The sequence below is a fragment of the Cupriavidus necator A5-1 genome (assembly GCF_000744095.1).
Classification (GTDB): domain Bacteria; phylum Pseudomonadota; class Gammaproteobacteria; order Burkholderiales; family Burkholderiaceae; genus Cupriavidus; species Cupriavidus necator_A.
Genome location: NZ_JQLI01000008.1, coordinates 3,707,354 through 3,727,097, shown reverse-complemented (window position 1 = coordinate 3,727,097; position 19,744 = coordinate 3,707,354). Strand labels below are relative to the sequence as shown.

Below are 19,744 nucleotides of genomic sequence, written 5' to 3'. Positions count from 1 at the left end.
CCTGGCTTGGCCATTACTTGCCCCAGCTGTCTTTCAAACCGACGATGCGGTTGAAGACCGGCTTGCCCGGCTGCGAATCGGTGCGGTCGGCGACGAAGTAGCCGTGGCGCTCGAACTGGACGCGGTCTTCCGGCTGGGCCTCGCGCAGTCCTGGCTCCAGGTAGGCGGTAATTACCTTCTTGGAATCCGGGTTGAGCGCATCCAGGAAGTTCTTGCCGCCGGCATCCGGATTCGGGTCGTTGAACAGTCGGTCGTAGAGGCGCACCTCGGCCTCATACCCGTGCGCCGCGCTGACCCAGTGGATCACGCCCTTGACCTTGACGCTGTCGGCGCCCGGTGTGCCGCTCTTGGTATCGGGCAAGTAGTCGGCATGCACGGCAATGATGTTGCCGTCGGCGTCCTTTTCCACGCCGGTGCACTCGATGACGTAGCCGTATTTCAGCCGCACCTTGTTGCCCGGGAACAGGCGGAAATAGCCCTTGGGCGGGTTCTCGTTGAAGTCCTCGCGCTCGATCCACAGCTCGCGCGACAGCGGGAACACGCGGCGGCCGAGTTCCGGCTGCTTCGGGTGCACCGGTGCCGAGCACTCTTCGCTCTGGCCTTCGGGGTAGTTGTCGATCACCAGGCGCAGCGGGTCCAGCACGGCCACGCCGCGCGCGGCACGGCCGTCGAGGTCGTCGCGCACCGCGCCTTCGAGCGTGCTCATGTCGATCCAGCTGTCGGCCTTGGCCACGCCGACGCGGTCGCAGAACAGCTGGATGGCCTCCGGCGTGTAGCCGCGGCGGCGGATGCCGACGAGGGTGGGCATGCGCGGATCGTCCCAGCCGTCGACGCGCTTATCGTCGACCAGCAGCTTGAGCTTGCGCTTGCTGGTGATGGCGTAGGTGAGGTTCAGGCGCGCGAACTCGTACTGGTGCGGCAGCGGATCCTGGAACACGCCGCAGTCGCGCAGGTGCTCCAGCACCCAGTCATACAGCGGGCGGTTGTTCTCGAACTCCAGCGTGCACAGCGAGTGCGTGATGTTCTCGATCGCGTCCGAGATGCAGTGGGTGAAGTCGTACATCGGGTAGATGCACCACTTGTCGCCCGTGCGGTGGTGATGCGCATGGCGGATGCGGTAGATCACCGGGTCGCGCATCACGATGTTGGGCGCGGTCATGTCGATCTTGGCGCGCAGCACGTGTTCGCCGTCGGCGTACTTGCCGGCACGCATGTCGCGGAACAACTGCAGATTCTCTTCGACGCTGCGCTCGCGGTACGGCGAGGGCTTGCCCGGCTCGGAGAAATTGCCGCGGTTGGCGGCGATCTGCTCGGCGCTCTGGCTGTCGACGTAGGCGGCGCCGCGCTCGATCAGCTTCTCGGCAAATGCGTAGAGCTGGTCGAAGTAGTCGCTGGCGTAGTACAGGTGCGCGTGCTTTTCGCCGTCCTTGCCCTGGCTGTCCCAGGAAAAGCCAAGCCAGTGCACGGCGTCGATGATCGAATCGACGTATTCGGTGTCTTCCTTGACCGGGTTGGTATCGTCGAAGCGCAGGTGGCAGCGGCCGCCGTAGTCGCGCGCCAGCCCGAAGTTCAGGCAGATGCTCTTGGCGTGACCGATATGCAGGTAGCCGTTGGGCTCCGGCGGGAAGCGGGTGATCACGGTCGGCAGCGGTTCGCCGGCCTTGTCCTGGCGGCCGGCATAGGTGCCGGCGGCGAGGTCCTGGTCGATGATGCTCCGCAGGAAGTTGGAGGCGGCGGGGGTGCTGTCGGTAGGCTTGTTGTCGTGGCTCATGGTGGCGCCGGTTGGCCGGTCGTCGTGTAGGGCGACCGGGTCGTCAGATTGCGTGGCGGAATGCCAATACCGGGATTTTACCGTGCCGGCGGCGCCGCACGCCGCGAGCAGCCGCGGATTTCCGGCCATATCCCGGGTTTGCGCTGCGCCGAAGCATGCCGGTGCGACGAAAGTGATGCGTGGGAGTAGCATAAAGGCCCATGCCGGCTGACCCCTGGCGGCCGGTTTCCGACCCATCGCTGCTGGAACGCTCATGACCACCCATCCTGATGCGGCACCCACGCCGCCCGAGCCCTCCGAGGTTGTCGCCGCGCTGTGGCGCGACGCCGGCCTGCCGGCCGAGGCGCTGGCTCACCTGAACCTGGACGGCGCCGAGCCGGTGCTGCCTTCGAGCTTCGCCGTCGGCACCGCCGCCCAGGCCAGCCTGGCAGCCTCCGCGCTGGCCGCGGCCGCGCTGTGGCACAGCCGCACCGGCCGCTGGCAGCAGGTCGGCGTCGACATGCGCCATGCCATCACCGAATTCCGCAGCGAGCGCTACCTGCGCGTCGACGGCGGCGCCGCGCCCGAACTGTGGGACAAGATCGCCGGCACCTACCGCTGCGGCGACGGCCGCTGGGTCCGGCTGCACACCAACTTCCCGCATCACCGCGACGGCGTGCTGCGGCTGCTGGGCTGCGCCAACGACAAGGCGGCGGTGCAGGCCGCGCTGGAGAAACGGGAAGCGGAAGCCTTCGAGACCGCGGCGTCCGACGCCGGCATGGTGGTCGCCGCGATGCGCAGCTTCGACGAATGGGACCGCCATCCGCACGCGGCTGCGTTGCGCGGGTTGCCGCCGCTGACGCTGGAGCGCATCGGCGACGCACCGCAGCCGCTGCCGGCGCCTGCGTCACTTGACGCGCAGCCACTGTCGGGCGTGCGCGTGCTCGACTTCACCCGCATCATCGCCGGGCCGGTGGCGGGGCGCACGCTCGCCGCGCACGGTGCCGACGTGCTGCTGGTCACCGCCGCGCACCTGCCGTCGATCCCGCCGCTGGTGATCGACACCGGCCGCGGCAAGCGCAGCTGCCAGCTCGACCTGCGCGATCCCGACGACAAGCGCACATTGCACAAGCTGCTGCACGGTGCCGACGTGATAGTGCAGGGTTACCGCCCCGGCGGGCTGGCCGAGCTGGGCATGGGTCCGGAAGCCGCGGCGCGGGCGCGGCCGGGCATCGTCTATGTGTCATTGAGCGCATATGGCCACGTGGGGCCGTGGGCGCACAAACGCGGCTTCGATTCACTGGTGCAGACCGCGACCGGCTTCAACCATGCCGAAGCCGGGGCCGCCGGCAGCGATACGCCACGGCCGCTGCCGGCACAGGTGCTGGACCATGCCGCGGGCTACCTGCTGGCATTCGGCGCGATGGCGGCGCTGCACCGGCGCGCCATCGAGGGCGGGAGCTGGCATGTGCGCGTGTCGCTGGCGCAGGTCGGACAGTGGTTGCGCGGATTGGGAAGGGTGCAGGACGGCTTGAAGGCGCCCGAGCAGAAGATCGACGACATCGCAGACCTGCTCGAAGCGGTGCCTTCCGGTTTTGGCATGCTGACGACGGTGCGGCATGCGGCGCGGCTGTCAGAGACGCCGGCGCGCTGGACGCTGCCGTCCGAGCCGCTCGGCACCCACGCGCCGGAGTGGCTGCCGCGCGGGTAGGCGGAATCAGGCGCCCCGCGCGTGGACATGGCGCTTTGCGGTAACGGGTTAGTAGAGGGTGGTGCGCTGCCGTTCGGGCAGGTCGCGGTCGTAGGCGGCGCCGTCGATGGCGTTCCCGCTCAGCGTGGCCAGGATCTCGCCGTCGCTGGGCAGCGTCCGGCGCGCGACCTGCGCATCGACGGCCCAAAGCCGCGAGCGGATCAGCGCGCGGGCGCACTGGAAGAACACCGACTGCACCGTCACCACCAGCACCGTGGTCGGCGCCTTGCCATCGACCACGCAGCGCGCGATCAGCGCAGGATCGACGCTGATCTGCGCGGTGCCGTTGACGCGGATGGTCTCGTTGACGCCGGGGATCACGAACAGCAGGCCCACGCGCGGATCGGCGACGATATTGCGCAGGCTGTCGATGCGGTTGTTGCCGCGCCGGTCCGGCAGCAGCAGCGTGCGTTCGTCCAGCACCTGCACGAAGCCGGGCGCATCGCCGCGCGGCGAGCATTCGGCCCATTGCTCGCCCACGGTCGACAGCAGGCAGAACGGGGCCGCCTCGATAAAGGCGCGGTAGTGCGGGTGCAGGTGGTCGACTTCCTTGGCCAGCGACGGGGCGGCGGGCTGCGCATAGAGCGCTTCCAGTTCGGCCAGGGTAGTGATGGCGTGCGAGGTCATGGCGGTTCGGGCGTTGGACGTTGGGCGCAAGCCGTCAATGTAGCGCAGGTGCGCTCACAGGGTGACGGACCCGCGGCCGATCTCGATCACGCGGCCGCCGACGCGGATCGCGCCGTCCGCGTCGACCGCCAGCCGCAGCCGGCAGGGGCGGTCCACGGCCTCGCCCTGGTCGATCGCGTATTCCGCCGGCAGTGCGTGGCCGGTGGCCAGCAGCCAGCCGCCGAGGTTGGCGCAGGCCGAGCCGGTGCCCGGATCCTCGGCCACGCCGCCGCCTTGCTTGGTGAAGAAGTAGCGCGACAGCACCCGGCCCGGTCGCTCGGGGTCGAAGGCAAAGACATAGGCGGTCTTGCGGCCCAGGCTGCTCTGCGGCCAGATTGCCAGGCGCGAGCTGTCCGGGCTGGCACGGCGCACGGCCTCGGAGCTGCGCACCGCGACCAGCAACTGGTCGGCGCCGGAATCGACCCACATCGGCGACGCCAGCAGGTCGCGTTCTTCCAGGCCGAGCAGGCTCGCCATTTCGGAATCGGGCAGGCCGGTCGGTGCGGTCCTGGGCTTGCCGCTGTGCGGGGCGGTGAAGGTCCAGACATCGCCCTGCGCGGTGACCGGCACGATGCCTGCGAGGAATTCCAGCGTCAGTGCGTCGCCGGTGCCGGCCAGTTCGCGTACCACGTGCGCGGTGCCCAGCGTGGGATGGCCGGCAAAGCGCATCTCGTAGCCGGGGGTGAAGATGCGCACACGCGCGCTGGCGTTGTCGGACGGCAGGATGAAGGTGGTTTCCGACAAGTTGAACTGCAGCGCCAGCGCCTGCATGCTGGCATCGTCCAGGCCGCGCGCGTCCTCGAACACGCACAGGGGATTGCCGCCGAAGGTGGATTCGGCAAACACGTTGAGCAGGCGGAAGGCGTAGGTGTTCATGGCGCGGGGGCTCCGGAGGCTTGTTGATCACAAGTGTACGGAGGCAGGGCGAGCGCGCCATGCACAGTTGGGGCGATCGCGGGCGGGCCAGTTGTATCGGTCGACCGACGGGACAAAAACAAACGCCCGGGGTGTCCCGGGCGTCCTCGGTACCGCAGGTGCTGCAGTCAGGCTGGATCAGAACCCCACCGCCTGCCCATCACGCCGGCTGTCGCTGGCAGCGACGTAACCATGCTCGGCATCCTCCGACATGCGCCAGATGAACTGCCCCGAGCCGAAGTCCATATACGGATCATCCACCGACTTGAGCTGGTGCCCGCGCGCCTTCAGTCCCTCGACCGTCGCCGCGTCCATCGTGCTCTCCACATCCAGCGTGAAGTCGCGGTTGACCTTCCAGCGCGGCGCGCAGCACGCGGCCTGCGGTTGCTGATTGTAGTCCAGCATGCGCACCACGGTCTGCAGGTGCCCCTGCGGCTGCATGTCGCCGCCCATCACGCCGAAGCTCATCACCGGCTGGCCGCCCTTGGTCAGGAAGGCCGGGATGATGGTGTGGAACGGACGCTTGCCGCCGGCTACCACGTTGGCCGACTTGGGGTCCATCGAGAAGCCCACGCCGCGGTTCTGCAGGCTGATGCCGGTGCCCGGCACCACTACGCCCGAGCCGAAGCCCATGTAGTTGGACTGGATGAACGAGATCATCATGCCGTTCTCGTCGGCGGCGGTCAGGTAGATGGTGCCGCCGACCTTGGGCATGCCGAAGCTGAAATGCGTGGCGCGCTGCATGTCGATCAGCTTGGCGCGCGACTTCAGGTACGCGTCATCGAGCATGGCCTCCGGCGTGACTTCCATGCTGCGCGGATCGGCCACGTAGCGGTAGAGGTCGGCAAAGGCCAGCTTCATCGCCTCGATCTGCAGGTGCTGCGAATCGACCGAATCCACCGGGATCGACGCCATGTCGAACTGGTCGAGGATGCCCAGCGCGATCAGCGCGGCGATGCCCTGGCCGTTGGGCGGGATCTCGTGCAGCTCGTAGCCGCGGTAGGACTTGCTGATCGGCTTGACCCAGTCGGGGCGGTAGTTGCGCAGGTCGTCCAGCGTCATGGCGCCGCCGCATTGCTTGCTGAACGCCGCGATCTTCTCGGCGATCTCGCCTTCGTAGTAGGCGCGGCCGCGCGTTTCACCGACCTTGCGCAGCGTTTCGGCGGCGGCTTTCATGGTGAACTTTTCGCCGACCAGCGGCGCGCGGCCGTTGGGCATGAAGGTCTCGGCATAGCCGGGCTGGTCCTTCAACTCAGGCACCGCAGCAGCCCACTTGTGCGCGACCACCGGCGGCACGGCGTAGCCGCGCTCGGCGATCTCGATGGCGGGCTCCATCAGGTCGGCGAACGGCAGTTTGCCGAAGCGCTCGTGCAGCGCGGCCCAGCCGGCGATCACGCCGGGCACGGTGACCGAATCCCAGCCGCGGACCGGGCGGTTGGCGAGGCCGTTGGCGTCGGTGCCGTATTTGTTCTTGAAATACTCCGGATTCCACGCGGCCGGCGCCACGCCGGACGAGTTCAGGCCATGCAGTTCCTTGCCGTCCCACAGGATCGCGAAGGCATCGCTGCCAAGGCCGCACGACACCGGCTCGACGATGGTGATCGCGGCCGCCGCGGCGATCGCGGCATCGACGGCATTGCCGCCCTTGAGCAGCATGCGCAGGCCCGCCTGCGCGGCCAGCGGGTGGGAGGTGGACACCACGTTGCGCGCAAACAGCGGGATGCGCACTGAGGGGTAGGGGTTGGTCCAGTTGAAGTTCTGCATGCTTGTCTCTGTCCTGGTGATCGCTGCACGACGCCGCGACCAAAGCCGATTGTGTTCCCCTCGCCCCTCATGGGGAGAGGGTAGGGTGAGGGGTGGTTTAGCAAGGCATCACGCCTGATCAGGCTCCTGCCCTCACCCCGGCCCCTCTCCCGCGCGGGAGAGGGGAGCACACACAAGGTGTGATTATTCTGCCGTGATCTTGCGATCCTTGATCAGCTTGCCCCAGCGGGCGCTGTCCTTCTTCACCATGGCGGCGAACTGCGCCGGCGTGCCGCCGACCGGCTCGGCGCCCAGCTTGCCCAGGCGTTCCTTCACCTCGGGCGACTGGATCGCCTTGTTGAACTCGGCATTCAGGCGGTTGATGATATCGGCCGGCAGGCCCTTCGGACCGTAGATGCCGAACCAGGTATCGGACTCGAAGCCGGGCAGGCCCGACTCGCTGGCGGTCGGGATTTCCGGTGCCAGCGGCGAGCGCTTGGCGCTGGTCACCGCCAGGGCCTTGAGCTTGCCGTCCTTCACATGCGGCAGCCCCGACACGATGCTGTCGAACAGCACCTGCACCTTGCCGGAGATCAGGTCCGGCACGGCCAGCGCGGTGCCGCGGTAGGGGATATGGGTGATAAACACGCCCGCCTGCGCCTTGAACGCTTCCGCCGTCAGGTGCACCACGGTGCCGTTGCCGCTGGAGGCGTAGTTGAGCTCGCCGGGATGCTTTTTGGCGTAGTCGATCAGCTCGCGCACGTTCTTCACCGGCAGGCCGTTGGGCACTACCAGCACGTTGGTGGCGATCGCGACCTGGCCCACCGGCGTGAAATCGGTCTCGGTGTTGTACGGCAGGCGGGTGTTGATATACGGCCCGATCGAATGCGTGCTGGTGGTGGCGATCAGCAGCGTATAGCCGTCGGGCGCGGCCTTGGCGGCCATGTCGGAGCCGATCGCGCCACCCGCGCCGGGGCGGTTGTCGACCACGATCTGCTGGCCCATGTTGGCGCCGACCTTTTGCGCGATCGCGCGCGCCAGCAAGTCGGTGGCACCGCTGGCCGGGAAGGGCACGATCAGGCGGATGGGCTTGCTGGGATAGTTGTCGGCCAGTGCGGGCGTGGCGGCCAGGCACAGGCCGGAGGCAAGGCCGATGCCGAGAAGGCGCAGCCAGGATTTCATACTCATCTCCGGTGTCAGGCGAAAGGAAAAGCAGGAAGACCGTTGCGGGGCAGGCGGCAGTCATGCCGGCAGTAATGCCATGGGCCGCCGCTTGTGGCGGCCGGCCCCGCTCGCCCGGGCCCAGATTCATGAGCCGGCCTTCATTATTCCGCGCCGCCGGTCACAAAGAAAGCTAATATTCCTTTCCGATGTCACAAGGAAAACTTAAGTGTCACACTCTTGTCGGCATCGTCATTTCTACCCTCCACGGGTGCGCCACGATGAGCACTATCCGCTTCCTCCGAACCCTCGTCGCCGTGGCCGAACACGGCTCCTTCGCCGCTGCCGCCGGCCAGGTGGCGCTGACCCAGGCCGCCGTCAGCCTGCAGATGCGCGCGCTCGAGAATGAGCTGCGCCGCGAACTGTTCGACCGCAACGGCCGCGTGGCGGTGCTCAATGCAGACGGCCGCGCCTTGCTGCCGCAGGCGCGCAAGCTGCTGGCGCTGTATGACGAGATGCGCCTGCCGCTGGCCTCGGCCGAGGCCATGGCTGGCGCCGTCGCGGTCGGCGCGGTGGTGTCGGTGATGGGCGGGCTGTCGCACGCGGTGGCGCATATGAAGCGCACCTATCCGGCGCTGGACGTGCGCCTGGTCGGCGCCAAGTCGATCGAACTGGCCGCGCAGGTGGAGGCGGGCGAGCTCGACGCCGCGATCCTGGTCGAGGGCACCGCGCGCGTGCCGGGCTCGCTGCGATGGACGCCGCTGTATCAGGAGCCGCTGGTCGCCATCGCCGCGCGCGGCAGCCCTGGCCGAGATGCGCGCGAGGCACTCGCCGGCAATCCCTACCTGCGCTTTGACCGGACCCAGCGCACCGGCGTGCTGATCGAGCGCGCATTGCGGCGCGCGCACCTGAAAGTCAATGAATTCCTGGAACTGAATGCAATCGAGGCGCTGGTCGAACTGGTGCGGCAGGAGGTGGGGGTGACTGTGGTGCCGCTGCTGCGCCGCGCCCGCTGGCGCGACGACGAGGCCCTGCGCGTGCTGCCGCTGCTGGTTAATGGCGAGCCGGTGATGCGTCACATCGGCATGCTGGAGCGGCGCGACCACGGGCGCGGGCAGGTGACCGCGGCAGTGCGGGCCGCTTGCAGCGAGCTGTTCGGCGCCTAGTGCGCGTTGCGTCCACGCCATAACCAGGGTCTATCGGGAGGATAGTAAGAAACGCATTCTCCTGGCGTCCGCCTGTGCATATATTTGGGTTGCGGACAGCCGCTCACGCGGCCGCATTGCCATGGGCGCCCGGCCTACCGCGTCGGGGCGTGCCCGCGCGCGTCCGCGCACCGGCAGTAATAAGCCGGCATGCTTTTGAAGGAGATTCCCGGCGTTGATCCGCAAGATCCGCCGGAGCGGGATCGCCGACCAGCGAACCCCCGCGCCATAGCTGCAGGCGTGTTCAGTACGTCCCCACAAGGAGAGAACGCATGTCTAACGAAGCAAAGTGTCCCTTCACTCATACCGCCGGCGGCGGTACGACCAATCGCGACTGGTGGCCAAAGCAGCTACGCCTGGACCTGCTCAGCCAGCATTCCAGCAAGTCCAACCCGCTGGGCGCGGACTTCAACTATGCGGAAGCCTTCAAGAGCCTCGACCTGGCGGCGGTGAAGAAGGACCTGGCGGCGCTGATGACTGAATCGCAGGACTGGTGGCCGGCGGACTTCGGCCACTACGGTCCGCTGCTCATCCGCATGGCCTGGCACAGTGCCGGCACGTACCGCATCGGCGATGGCCGCGGCGGCGGTGGGCGCGGCCAGCAGCGTTTCGCGCCGATCAACAGCTGGCCGGACAACGCCAGCCTGGACAAGGCTCGCCGCCTGCTATGGCCGGTCAAGCAGAAGTACGGCCAGAAGATCTCCTGGGCCGACCTGATGATCCTGAGCGGCAACGTCGCGCTCGAGACCATGGGCTTCAAGACCTTCGGCTTCGGCGGTGGTCGCGAAGACACCTGGGAGCCGGACCTGGATGTGTACTGGGGCAATGAAAAGACCTGGCTGGGCGGTGACTTTCGCTACGGCAAGGGTGCCGCCGGCAAGGACGACGACGAGGGCGTGATCGTCGCCGACGAGGAATTGCATGGCGCCGAGGCCAGCCGCACCGAACAGGAACGCAACCTGGAGAACCCGCTGGCCGCCGTGCAGATGGGCCTGATCTATGTGAACCCGGAAGGCCCGGAAGGCAACCCGGACCCGCTCGCGGCGGCACACGACATCCGCGAAACGTTCGCGCGCATGGCCATGGACGACGAGGAGACCGTTGCGCTGATTGCCGGCGGGCATGCCTTCGGCAAGACGCACGGTGCCGGTCCCGCGGACAACATCGGGGCCGAGCCCGAGGGCGCCGACCTTGAACTCCAGGGCCTGGGATGGTCAAGTACCTATGGCACCGGCAAGGGCGCCGACACCATTACCAGCGGCCTGGAGGTGACCTGGAGCAATACGCCGACGAAGTGGGGCAATAGCTATCTGGAAAACCTGTTCGGCCACGAATGGGAACTGACCAAGAGTCCCGCAGGCGCCAACCAGTGGGTGGCCAAGGATGGTGGGGAAACCATCCCGCACGCGTACGATCCCTCGAAGAAGCTGCGGCCAACGATGCTGACCACGGATCTCTCGCTGCGTTTGGACCCGGTTTACGAGAAGATCTCGCGGCGCTTCCTGGAGCATCCTGACCAGCTCGTCGATGCCTTTGCCCGCGCCTGGTTCAAGCTGACCCACCGCGACATGGGCCCGCGCGCCCGCTACCTCGGCCCGGAAGTGCCGGCCGAAGAGCTGATCTGGCAGGATCCCATCCCGGCGGTCGACCATCCGCTGGTCAGCGAGCAGGACGTCGCCGCGCTCAAGCAGAAGATCCTGGCGTCGGGGCTGCCGGTCTCGCAACTGGTGCAGACCGCCTGGGCCTCGGCATCCACCTTCCGTGGTTCGGACAAGCGTGGCGGCGCCAATGGGGCGCGCATCCGCCTGGCGCCGCAGAAGGACTGGGCCGCCAACGAACCCGAGCAGTTGGCCAAGGCGCTGAAGGTGCTCGAAGGGATCCAGGCTGAGTTCAACGGCGCGCAGTCCGGCGGCAAGAAGATTTCGCTCGCCGACCTGATTGTGCTGGCCGGTGGTGCCGGGATCGAGCAGGCGGCGCAGAAGGCCGGCCAGCGCGTGACCGTGCCATTCACGCCGGGCCGCATGGATGCCTCGCAGGAACAGACCGACGTGCAGTCGGTCGGCGCGCTCGAGCCGAAGGCAGACGGCTTCCGCAACTTCCTCAAGCAGAAGTACAGCATCCCGGCGGAAGCGCTGCTGATCGACAAGGCGCAATTGCTGACCCTGACCGCGCCCGAGATGACGGTGCTGATCGGCGGGCTGCGCGTGCTGAACGTCCATACCGGGCAGGATGCGCACGGCGTCTTCACCGACCGGCCGGAAACGCTGACCAACGACTTCTTCCGCAACCTGCTCGACATGCGCATCGAATGGAAGCCGGTGTCCCCGGAAGCCCGGGACGTGTTCGAAGGGCGTGACCGCAAGACCGGTGCGAAGAAGTGGACCGGCACCCGCGTCGACCTGGTGTTCGGCTCGCATGCCCAGCTGCGGGCGCTTGGCGAGGTCTACGCAAGCGAGGACGCGCAGGAGAAATTCGTCCGGGACTTTGTCGCTGCCTGGGTCAAGGTGATGAACCTCGACCGGTTCGACGTCGCTTAAGCGGTCGCCTGGTCCCGTCAGGGCTGTCATTCCCCTGACGGGGCCTGGTCCGCGAGGTGAAAGAAGATTCTTCGCCGGTCGGCGTGACCGGCGGCGACAGCTTTTGCCATCCGCGCGTGAGCGGCTTGGTGAAGCGATCGCGAACGCAAAGACAAGCGGCCGGCAAGCGCCGGTCGCTTGGCCTGTCAGGGCATGATTTCCTACATCATCCGGTGCGCGAAATGCCCGCGCCGCGCGTCGGCCATCAGCTCGAGGAACTGATCGGTGCTCATGTGCACCAGTTCCTGGTGGTCGCCCGCCTCGAAGTAGACGTCGGGATGCGTCAGCAGGCTGTCGTCGAGCCAGGTCTGCGTGCCGTACGCCATGCCGACCGGTGGGATCGCGCCGTGGTCGCAGTCGCTAAACACTTCGCGCACGCCATCCTCATGCGCCAGCGACAGCTTGCGGCCGGTCTGCTCGCAGATCTCCGCCAGTTTCAGGTGGTGGGTGGAAGGAATCACGGCTGCGACGTAGCCGCTGCCGTCTTCCAGCAGGACGGTCTTGGCCAGTCGGTCTCCGGGAATGTTCGCAGCCTGCGCAGTGGCTATGCTGCTGCTGGGGCTGTAGGGGTGCCGGACGGTGTCGAACCGGCTCTGCTTCTTGCTCAGGCATCTCGCCAGCGTGGTAGCCATGGTCATGATATTTAACCTCCGACGCGCTCATCGCGACAATTGTCCACGTGTCAGTAATATAGGTCGTGGCGCGCCGGGCGGCGGTCGCGCAGGGCCAACCTCCACCTACCGGATTTTTGTTGTGTTGCAACGTCAGGATAACAGCCGTGTGCGGCTGGCCCTTTTTGTTCCTGAACGGTCACGCAGATCGGCGAAGAAATAAAAAAAGGGCACCTCGCGGTGCCCTCAGTCTTGCGTTGAGCCGCCGGCGCAAGCGCCGGCGTAGTTCTTCCCTGCTTATTCTTCCTGGAACGCCTCTTCGCGCTTGGCCTTGATCGACGGCATCGCCACGATCAGCACCAGCACCGCCGCGGCGATCAGCAGCCCCAGCGACAGCGGACGCGTCACGAACACGCTGAAGTCACCACGCGAGAGCAGCAGCGAACGGCGGAAGTTCTCTTCCATCATCGGTCCCAGCACGAAGCCCAGCAGCAGCGGCGCGGGTTCGCAACGCAGCTTGATGAACAGGTAGCCGATCACGCCGAACGCGGCGGTCTGGAACACGTCGAAGGTGGTGTTCTGGACCGAGTACACGCCGATGCAGCAGAACGTCAGGATGGCCGGGTACAGGTAGCGGTAAGGCACCTTCAGCAGCTTCACCCAGATACCGATCAGCGGCAGGTTCAGCACGATCAGCATGAAGTTGCCGATCCACATCGAGGCGATCAGGCCCCAGAACAGCGCGGGGTTGCTGGTCATCACCTGCGGCCCGGGCTGGATATTGTGGATGGTCATCGCACCGACCATCAGCGCCATCACCGCATTGGGCGGGATGCCCAGCGTCAGCAGCGGGATGAACGAGGTCTGCGCCGCGGCGTTGTTGGCCGATTCCGGACCTGCCACGCCTTCGATTGCGCCCTTGCCGAATTCGTGCGCGAACTTGGAGGTTTTCTTCTCCAGCGAGTACGCGGCGAACGAGGCCAGCGACGCACCACCGCCCGGCAGGATGCCCAGCGCCGAACCCAGCACGGTGCCACGCAGCACGGCGGGGATCATGCGCTTGAAGTCGGCCTTGGTCGGGAACAGGTTGGTGATGTGGTCGGTGAAGGTCTCGCGGTGTTCCTTCTGCTCCAGGTTGGCGATGATTTCAGCAAAGCCGAACACACCCATTGCCACCGAGACGAAGTTCAGGCCGTCGGTCAGTTCCGGCACGTCGAATGAGAAGCGGGCGGCGCCCGAGTTCACGTCGGTACCCACCAGGCCCAGCAGCAGGCCCAGCACGATCATGGCGATCGCCTTGACCAGCGAACCCGAAGCCAGCACCACGGCGCCGATCAGGCCCAGCACCATCAGCGAGAAGTACTCGGCGGGGCCGAACTTGAACGCCAGTTCCGACAGCGGCGCGGCAAACGCGGCGAGGATCAGGGTGGCCACGCAGCCGGCGAAGAACGAGCCCAGGCCCGCTGTCGCCAGCGCCACCCCCGCTCGCCCTCGTCTTGCCATCTGGTAGCCATCGATGGTTGTCACCACCGAGGACGATTCACCAGGCAGGTTCACCAGGATGGCGGTGGTGGAGCCGCCGTACTGGGCGCCGTAGTAGATACCGGCCAGCATGATCAGCGCCGCCACCGGCGGCAGCGTGTAGGTCACCGGCAGCAGCATGGCGATGGTGGCCAGCGGCCCCAGGCCCGGCAGCACGCCGATGAGCGTACCCAGCACGCAGCCCAGGAAGGCGTAAAAGAGGTTCTGGAAGGTCAGGGCGGTGGAGAAGCCCAGACCCAGGTTTGCGAGTAGTTCCATGTTGGCGGGCTCCTTAGCTTGCCAGGAAAGCCGGCCACACCGGCATCTGCAGGTTGATGCCGTACACGAACGCGCCCAGGCTGATCAGCACCAGGATGATCGAGTTCAGGATCGCGCCCTTCCAGCTGAACTCGTGGCTGGCCATCGACGACACCAGCACCAGCACCAGCACCGACAGCACCATGCCCAGCGGCTTCAGCAGCAGGCCGAACAGCACCACCGAACCGAGGATCCACAACAGCGTCTTGATATCCCAGCGGGCCAGGCTGTCTTGTTCCATCTTGGACGACAGCGAACCCCACAGCACCAGCACGCCCAGCAGGGCGAGCACGATGCCGAGCCAGAACGGGAAATACCCCGGTCCCATTTTTGCGGCAGTTCCCATGGAATAACCGCGTGCGACCCAGGAAAAGCCGAATCCGACCAGGATGAACAGCAGGCCGGAGGCGAAGTCCTTTTGGCTACGTATGCGCAAAGTGAATCTCCTCGAAAAGACGCTTGAAATCTGTGGCGGGTCCCTTGCTGCACTGCGTCAATGCGCGATGAAGAAGGGGGGCCCTCCTGCGGGCAGGGTGGAAGTTAAGGGCGCGACCTTTCAGCTACCTTTCAGATGTCTGCAAACAGGGTCATGCTGAGGGTATCCCCTAGTGAATCAGCGCTTAAAAGCGCCGCCGGGCCAGACTGGAGGCGGCTTCGCGGGCAGATAGGCGGGGCTGCGTCGGGGCGCTGCGCTATCATCCGGGGCAGCCTGCGCGGACCTGCCGCGCGGCGCAAGGGTGGCGTGCTGTCAGGTTTGTAAGGTTCCGCAAGGCATCTCAATGCAACGAAAGGAGCGCTTTGGAGAGCATCGACCACGTCATCCTGATCGGCGCCGTCGTGATGTCCCTGGGCATCGTGCTGGGCGCCTTCTCGGCACGCCTGGGCGTGCCGTTCCTGCTGGTCTTCCTGGCCGTGGGCATGCTGGCCGGCGTGGACGGGCCGGGCGGCATCCGCTTTTCCGACACCTGGCTGAGCTTCCTGGTGGGCAACCTGGCGCTGGCGATCATCCTGCTCGATGGCGGGCTGCGCACGCGCTTCGCCACCTTCCGGGTGGCGCTCCGGCCATCGCTGTCGCTGGCGACCGTGGGCGTGCTGGTGACGGCGGCGCTGGTGGGGGTGTTCGCTGCGTGGCTGCTGGGCATCGACTGGCGGCTCGGGCTGCTGCTCGGCGCCATCGTCGGCTCGACCGACGCCGCGGCGGTGTTCTCGATGCTCCACAGCAGCGGCATCCGCCTGAAGGACCGGGTGGCGAGCGTGCTCGAGATCGAGTCGGGCATCAACGACCCGATGGCGATCTTCCTGACCCTGACGCTGATCGAATGGCTGACCGCGCCCGGTGGCCTGACGCCGCTGGGCCTGGTCACGCGGCTGCTGGTGCAGTTCGGCGTGGGCGGCGTGCTTGGCCTGGCGCTGGGCTATTGCCTGGCGCGCGTGCTGGAGCGCATCCAGGTCGCCGAAGGGCTGCAGGCGATCATGCTGTGCTCGGGCGGCGCGATGGTATTCGCGCTGGTGCAGAGCGCCGGCGGCAGCGGCTTCCTGGCGGTGTACCTGACCGGCATGCTGGTCGGCAACCGCGAACGCGCGGTCACGCCCGACACCATGCGCGCGATGGACGGCATGGCCTGGCTGGCGCAATCGGGGATGTTCCTGCTGCTCGGCCTGCTGGTGTCGCCGCACCGGATCTGGGAAGTGGCCGGCGCGGCGGCGGCGGTGGCCGCCTTCCTGATGCTGGTGGCGCGCCCGGTGGCGGTGTGGGTGGCGCTGCTGCCGTTCCGCTTTAATGCGCGCGAGCAGGGCTTTATCGCTTGGATGGGCCTGCGCGGCGCGGTGCCGATCGTGCTGGCGCTGTTCCCGCTGCTGCGCGGGGTGCCGGAATCCGGGCTGCTGTTCCGCATTGCCTTTGCCGTGGTGCTGGCCAGCCTGCTGTTCCAGGGCACCACGGTGTCGGTGGCGGCGCGGCTGGCGCGCGTGCGCCGGCCGGGCTACCCGGAGCCGGTCGCGCGTTCGCGCCTGCGCGGCACGCGCGCGCCGATCCTGGAAGTGATGCAGTTCTGCGTGGGCCCGAACGCACCGGTGGAGAACGTGCGCGCCGACCAGCTCGAACTGCCGCCGCACAGCCGGCTAATGACGGTGGCGCGCGACGACGCGCTGGTGGCGCCTGAACAGACCATGCTGCGCGCCGGCGACAGCGTCTGCGTGCTGGCGCCGACCACGACGCTGCCGATGCTGTCGGCGATGTTCCAGACGCCGGGACGCGCGCCGACCTGGGAAGAGGTCTCGCACGATTTCCTGCTGTCGGGAGATGCGCCGCTGCGGGACGTGGCGGCGATGTATGGCACGCGTGCACTGACGCCAGAAGAAGAACCGCTGACGCTGGAATCGGCGATGCAGCGGGTGTTCACCTCGCCGCCGGTGGAGGGCGACAGTGTCGAGATTGCGGGGTTGCCGTTGACGGTGATGCGGATGGAAGGGCCGCAGATCCTGCAGGTCGGATTGCTGTTGCCGCGGCTGGAAGGGGATTCTGGGGGGCGGTTATGGAAGCGGCGCAAGGCTGCGCAGGCGCGGGGGGCGGAGTAGGGCGCCCCTTGTGCAAAGACGCAGGCGCAAGGAAAAAGGTGGCCGCGGCCACCTTTTTCCTTGCGTGAAAGACTCTCTGGCTCAGTCGACCTTCGCCCCGGACACCTTCACGATCTGCGCATACTTCTTCAGCTCCCGCTGGATCAGCGCGGCAAACTGCTCCGGCGTCGTCGGTGCCGGTTGTGCCCCGATGCGCGCCAGCCGCGCCTTCATATCGTCCGTCTTCAGGATCGCCACGATCTCGTGGTTAAGCCGCTCGACAATCTCCCGCGGCGTATTGGCCGGCGCGAACACGCCGAACCAGGTCGAGATATCGAAGCCCTCCAGCCCCAGGCCCTTGCCCGCCTCGGCAATGGTCGGCAACTCCGGGAACGCCGCCGCACGGCTCGCGGTGGTCACGGCAAAGGCCTTGAGCTTGCCTGCCTTGATATTCGCCGACGCCGAAGCGAGGTTGTCGAAGATCAGGTCCGTCTGGCCCGACAGCACCGACAGCTGCGCCGGTGCGGCGCCGTTGTACGGGATATGGACCATGCTGACCTTGGCCATGCTCTTGAACAGCTCGCCCGACAGGTGGCCGGCGCTGCCGTTGCCGCCGGAGGCGTAGTCCAGCTTGCCCGGGTTCTTGCGCGCATACGCAACCAGGTCGCGCACATTGTTGATATGCAGCTCGGCCGCCTTGCCGGGGTGCATCACCAGCACGTTGGGCACGTCGGCCACCAGCGTGATCGGCGCGAAGTCTTTCACCGGGTCGTACGGCATCTTGCTGAACAGCGTCGGGTTGATGGCATGCGTGGCCACCGCGCCCATGACGATGGTGTAGCCATCGGCCGGCTGCTTGGCGACGTAGTCCGCGCCCAGGTTGCCGCCGGCGCCCGGCTTGTTCTCCACCACCACCGGCTGGCCCAGGCTGTCGCGCAGCTTCTCGCCGATGGCGCGCGCCACGGTGTCGAGCGGGCCGCCGGCCGGGTAGGGCACCACGAACCGCACCGGCTTGGTCGGGTAGGCATTGGTCGCTGCCACGGCAACGGTTGCGGGCAGCAGGGCCGCGATCATGGCGGCGGCAAGCAGTTTCTTCAGCATGTCGGGACTACAGCGGGATTGGAATTGTTATCGGGCACCGATGCCGCGCGCCATCATCACGGCGCATAACGGCAGCAGGATCAGCAGGTGGGCCTCGATCATGACCCAGCGGCGCGCCGCCTTCAGCTCCGACGGCGGCGGCACGTAATCGGGCAGCCGGCGCGCCTGCTTGCGCCAGCGCGCAATAGCAAAGGTCGGCGGCAGCGAGCACAGCGCGATCAGCACGAACACGCCCACCTTGGCGTGGAACCACGGATTGTGCAGGTAGAAGTCGAGACCCTTGGCGCCGTAGAACAGCCGCAGCAGGCCGGTGCCCAGCACCACCATCGCGGACAGGAAGTAGAACAGGTCGTACAGCGACAGGCGCCGCACCGCGGCCGGCGTGATTTCTGGGCGCAGCACCACCGCCTCGGCGGCCATCAGGGTGATCAGGACAAAGATGGCAAGGAAATGCAGGAAAGCCAGAATGGCATCGGTCAGCATGGTTTCTCCTTGGCTTTGCGCGGGCCGGCAGGGCGCCAGCCCGGGGAAGGGATTTCGGTCGGGGACAGAACGGCTTCCGGAAAGCGCCGACGGCAAGACGTTGCCGCCGGCAGGAGGAGAATCTTACAGCACACCCTTTGCACGTAGTGCTTCGATCTGCTCAGCACTGTAGCCCAGCGTCTCGGTTAGCACCGTGTCGGTGTGCTCGCCCAGCAGCGGCGGATGGCGCAGCGCCTCGGGCGGCGTCGCGCTCATCTTGATCGGGCTGCCGACCAGCTTGACTTCTCCGGCGCTCGGGTGGGGCAGGTCCACGCGCAGGCCGCGCGCCTTGACCTGGTCGTCCTGGAACACATCGTCGAGCGAATTGATCGGGCCGCACGGCACGCCGGCCGCCTCCAGGTCCTGGATCCACTGGGAGCGGGTGCGCGGGCGCACCATCTCGGCCAGGATCGGCACCAGCACGTCGCGGTTGGCCACGCGCTGCGGGTTGGTGGCAAAGCGCGGGTCGTCGGCCAGTTCGGACTTGCCGCCGTCGGTGACGAACTTGCGGAACTGGCCGTCATTGCCCACCGCCACGATGATCCAGCCGTCGGCGGCCTGGAAGGTCTGGTAGGGGACGATGTTGGGGTGCGCGTTGCCCCAGCGGCGCGGCGCGGCGCCGCTGGCCAGGTAGTTGGTGTTCATGTTGGCCAGCATCGCCACCTGCACGTCCAGCAGCGCCATGTCGATGTACTGGCCCTCGCCGGTGCGGTCGCGGTGCGCCAGCGCCGCCAGTACGGCGATGGTGGCGTACTGGCCGGTCATCAGGTCGGAGATGGCCACGCCGGCCTTCTGCGGACCGCCGCCGGGCAGGTCGTCGCGCTCGCCGGTCAGGCTCATGAAGCCGCCCATGCCCTGGATGATGAAGTCGTAGCCGGGGCGCGCGGCGTACGGGCCGGTCTGGCCGAAGCCGGTGACCGAGCAGTAGATCAGGTCGGGCTTGACCTGCCTGAGCGATTCATAGTCCAGGCCATATTTCTTCAGCTGGCCGACCTTGTAGTTCTCCAGCACCACATCGCTCTGCGCGGCCAGTTCGCGCACGATCTGCTGGCCTTCCGGCGTGCTGATGTCGCAGGTGACCGAGCGCTTGTTGCGGTTGGCGGCCAGGTAGTAGGCGGCCTCGGCGGTGTCGCGCCCGTCCGCGTCCTTGAGCCAGGGCGGGCCCCAGGTGCGGGTGTCGTCGCCCGCGCCGGGACGCTCGACCTTGATCACATCGGCGCCGAAGTCGGCAAGGTTCTGGGCGCACCAGGGCCCGGCAAGGACGCGGGTCAGGTCGAGGACGCGGAGATGGCTTAAGGCTCCCATGGCGGTAGGCGAAGGCTGAGGTAGGGCGGGGGAAGAATCGGATA

General features: G+C 67.2%; 15 protein-coding genes. 4 read left to right on the top strand and 11 right to left on the bottom strand.

The annotated features are described in order from the left end of the window. Positions 1-13: 13 nt before the first annotated feature. Positions 14-1,771 carry a glutamine--tRNA ligase/YqeY domain fusion protein gene (locus K307_RS41305; protein ID WP_042888085.1) on the bottom strand — a complete coding sequence of 586 codons (1,758 nt, stop codon included), beginning with the start codon at positions 1,769-1,771 and terminating at the stop codon, positions 14-16. Between the two features lie 253 nt (positions 1,772-2,024). Between K307_RS41305 and K307_RS41300 the strand changes: the two genes are divergently transcribed. Further along, positions 2,025-3,461 carry a CoA transferase gene (locus K307_RS41300; RefSeq protein ID WP_042886789.1) on the top strand — a complete coding sequence of 479 codons (1,437 nt, stop codon included), beginning with the start codon at positions 2,025-2,027 and terminating at the stop codon, positions 3,459-3,461. Between the two features lie 48 nt (positions 3,462-3,509). On the opposite strand, the gene K307_RS41295 is transcribed toward K307_RS41300, so the two are convergent. The 4 genes from K307_RS41295 to K307_RS41280 form a co-directional block, all read right to left on the bottom strand. Continuing rightward, positions 3,510-4,127: a pyridoxamine 5'-phosphate oxidase family protein gene (locus K307_RS41295; protein WP_042886788.1), complete on the bottom strand. Its 618-nt coding sequence runs from the start codon at positions 4,125-4,127 to the stop codon at positions 3,510-3,512. 54 nt (positions 4,128-4,181) lie between these two features. Next, the gene (locus tag K307_RS41290; RefSeq protein WP_042886787.1) at positions 4,182-5,042 is read right to left on the bottom strand and encodes a PhzF family phenazine biosynthesis protein; all 861 of its coding nucleotides are present in this window, start codon (positions 5,040-5,042) and stop codon (positions 4,182-4,184) included. A gap of 177 nt (positions 5,043-5,219) precedes the next feature. Then, entirely contained in the window at positions 5,220-6,845 is a 1,626-nt protein-coding gene (gene ggt, locus K307_RS41285; RefSeq protein WP_042886785.1) for a gamma-glutamyltransferase, read from the bottom strand. A 183-nt stretch (positions 6,846-7,028) separates the two neighbouring features. Then, the gene (locus K307_RS41280; protein WP_042886783.1) at positions 7,029-8,006 is read right to left on the bottom strand and encodes a Bug family tripartite tricarboxylate transporter substrate binding protein; all 978 of its coding nucleotides are present in this window, start codon (positions 8,004-8,006) and stop codon (positions 7,029-7,031) included. 260 nt (positions 8,007-8,266) lie between these two features. Here K307_RS41280 and K307_RS41275 point away from each other — a divergent pair, with 260 nt between their 5' ends. Together K307_RS41275 and katG are read left to right on the top strand one after the other, a co-directional pair. Beyond that, on the top strand, positions 8,267-9,151 hold the full coding sequence (locus K307_RS41275) for a LysR substrate-binding domain-containing protein (protein ID WP_042886782.1): 885 nt from the start codon (positions 8,267-8,269) through the stop codon (positions 9,149-9,151). Between the two features lie 311 nt (positions 9,152-9,462). Beyond that, on the top strand, positions 9,463-11,727 hold the full coding sequence (katG, locus tag K307_RS41270; protein ID WP_042886781.1) for a catalase/peroxidase HPI: 2,265 nt from the start codon (positions 9,463-9,465) through the stop codon (positions 11,725-11,727). Positions 11,728-11,927: 200 nt separating this feature from the next. On the opposite strand, the gene K307_RS41265 is transcribed toward katG, so the two are convergent. From K307_RS41265 to K307_RS41255, 3 genes are all read right to left on the bottom strand, one after another. Continuing rightward, complete coding sequence (locus K307_RS41265; RefSeq protein ID WP_042886780.1) at positions 11,928-12,404, bottom strand: aminoacyl-tRNA deacylase; 477 nt, start codon at positions 12,402-12,404, stop codon at positions 11,928-11,930. A 270-nt stretch (positions 12,405-12,674) separates the two neighbouring features. Next, positions 12,675-14,177, bottom strand: coding sequence for a tripartite tricarboxylate transporter permease (locus tag K307_RS41260; protein WP_042886779.1), 1,503 nt, complete (start codon positions 14,175-14,177; stop codon positions 12,675-12,677). Between the two features lie 13 nt (positions 14,178-14,190). Then, positions 14,191-14,652: a tripartite tricarboxylate transporter TctB family protein gene (locus tag K307_RS41255; protein ID WP_042886778.1), complete on the bottom strand. Its 462-nt coding sequence runs from the start codon at positions 14,650-14,652 to the stop codon at positions 14,191-14,193. Positions 14,653-15,014: 362 nt separating this feature from the next. On the opposite strand from K307_RS41255, the gene K307_RS41250 reads away from it, so the two are divergent. Beyond that, positions 15,015-16,793 (top strand): potassium/proton antiporter, encoded by a 1,779-nt coding sequence (locus K307_RS41250; RefSeq protein WP_042886776.1) that lies wholly within the window; start codon positions 15,015-15,017, stop codon positions 16,791-16,793. Positions 16,794-16,874: 81 nt separating this feature from the next. On the opposite strand, the gene K307_RS41245 is transcribed toward K307_RS41250, so the two are convergent. The 3 genes from K307_RS41245 to K307_RS41235 all read right to left on the bottom strand — a co-directional run bounded on the left by K307_RS41245 (position 16,875) and on the right by K307_RS41235 (position 19,700). Beyond that, positions 16,875-17,873 carry a tripartite tricarboxylate transporter substrate binding protein gene (locus tag K307_RS41245; RefSeq protein WP_042886775.1) on the bottom strand — a complete coding sequence of 333 codons (999 nt, stop codon included), beginning with the start codon at positions 17,871-17,873 and terminating at the stop codon, positions 16,875-16,877. A 27-nt stretch (positions 17,874-17,900) separates the two neighbouring features. Continuing rightward, the gene (locus tag K307_RS41240; RefSeq protein ID WP_022536123.1) at positions 17,901-18,356 is read right to left on the bottom strand and encodes a DUF2214 family protein; all 456 of its coding nucleotides are present in this window, start codon (positions 18,354-18,356) and stop codon (positions 17,901-17,903) included. Between the two features lie 123 nt (positions 18,357-18,479). Continuing rightward, positions 18,480-19,700, bottom strand: coding sequence for a CaiB/BaiF CoA transferase family protein (locus K307_RS41235; protein ID WP_042886773.1), 1,221 nt, complete (start codon positions 19,698-19,700; stop codon positions 18,480-18,482). Positions 19,701-19,744 lie beyond the last annotated feature (44 nt).

Coding starts and splice junctions, on each gene's coding strand:
- K307_RS41305 (WP_042888085.1), bottom strand. CDS start 1,771: ATGAGCCACGACAACAAGCCTACCGACAGCACCCCCGCCGCCTCCAAC.
- K307_RS41300 (WP_042886789.1), top strand. CDS start 2,025: ATGACCACCCATCCTGATGCGGCACCCACGCCGCCCGAGCCCTCCGAG.
- K307_RS41295 (WP_042886788.1), bottom strand. CDS start 4,127: ATGACCTCGCACGCCATCACTACCCTGGCCGAACTGGAAGCGCTCTAT.
- K307_RS41290 (WP_042886787.1), bottom strand. CDS start 5,042: ATGAACACCTACGCCTTCCGCCTGCTCAACGTGTTTGCCGAATCCACC.
- ggt (WP_042886785.1), bottom strand. CDS start 6,845: ATGCAGAACTTCAACTGGACCAACCCCTACCCCTCAGTGCGCATCCCG.
- K307_RS41280 (WP_042886783.1), bottom strand. CDS start 8,006: ATGAAATCCTGGCTGCGCCTTCTCGGCATCGGCCTTGCCTCCGGCCTG.
- K307_RS41275 (WP_042886782.1), top strand. CDS start 8,267: ATGAGCACTATCCGCTTCCTCCGAACCCTCGTCGCCGTGGCCGAACAC.
- katG (WP_042886781.1), top strand. CDS start 9,463: ATGTCTAACGAAGCAAAGTGTCCCTTCACTCATACCGCCGGCGGCGGT.
- K307_RS41265 (WP_042886780.1), bottom strand. CDS start 12,404: ATGACCATGGCTACCACGCTGGCGAGATGCCTGAGCAAGAAGCAGAGC.
- K307_RS41260 (WP_042886779.1), bottom strand. CDS start 14,177: ATGGAACTACTCGCAAACCTGGGTCTGGGCTTCTCCACCGCCCTGACC.
- K307_RS41245 (WP_042886775.1), bottom strand. CDS start 17,873: ATGCTGAAGAAACTGCTTGCCGCCGCCATGATCGCGGCCCTGCTGCCC.
- K307_RS41240 (WP_022536123.1), bottom strand. CDS start 18,356: ATGCTGACCGATGCCATTCTGGCTTTCCTGCATTTCCTTGCCATCTTT.
- K307_RS41235 (WP_042886773.1), bottom strand. CDS start 19,700: ATGGGAGCCTTAAGCCATCTCCGCGTCCTCGACCTGACCCGCGTCCTT.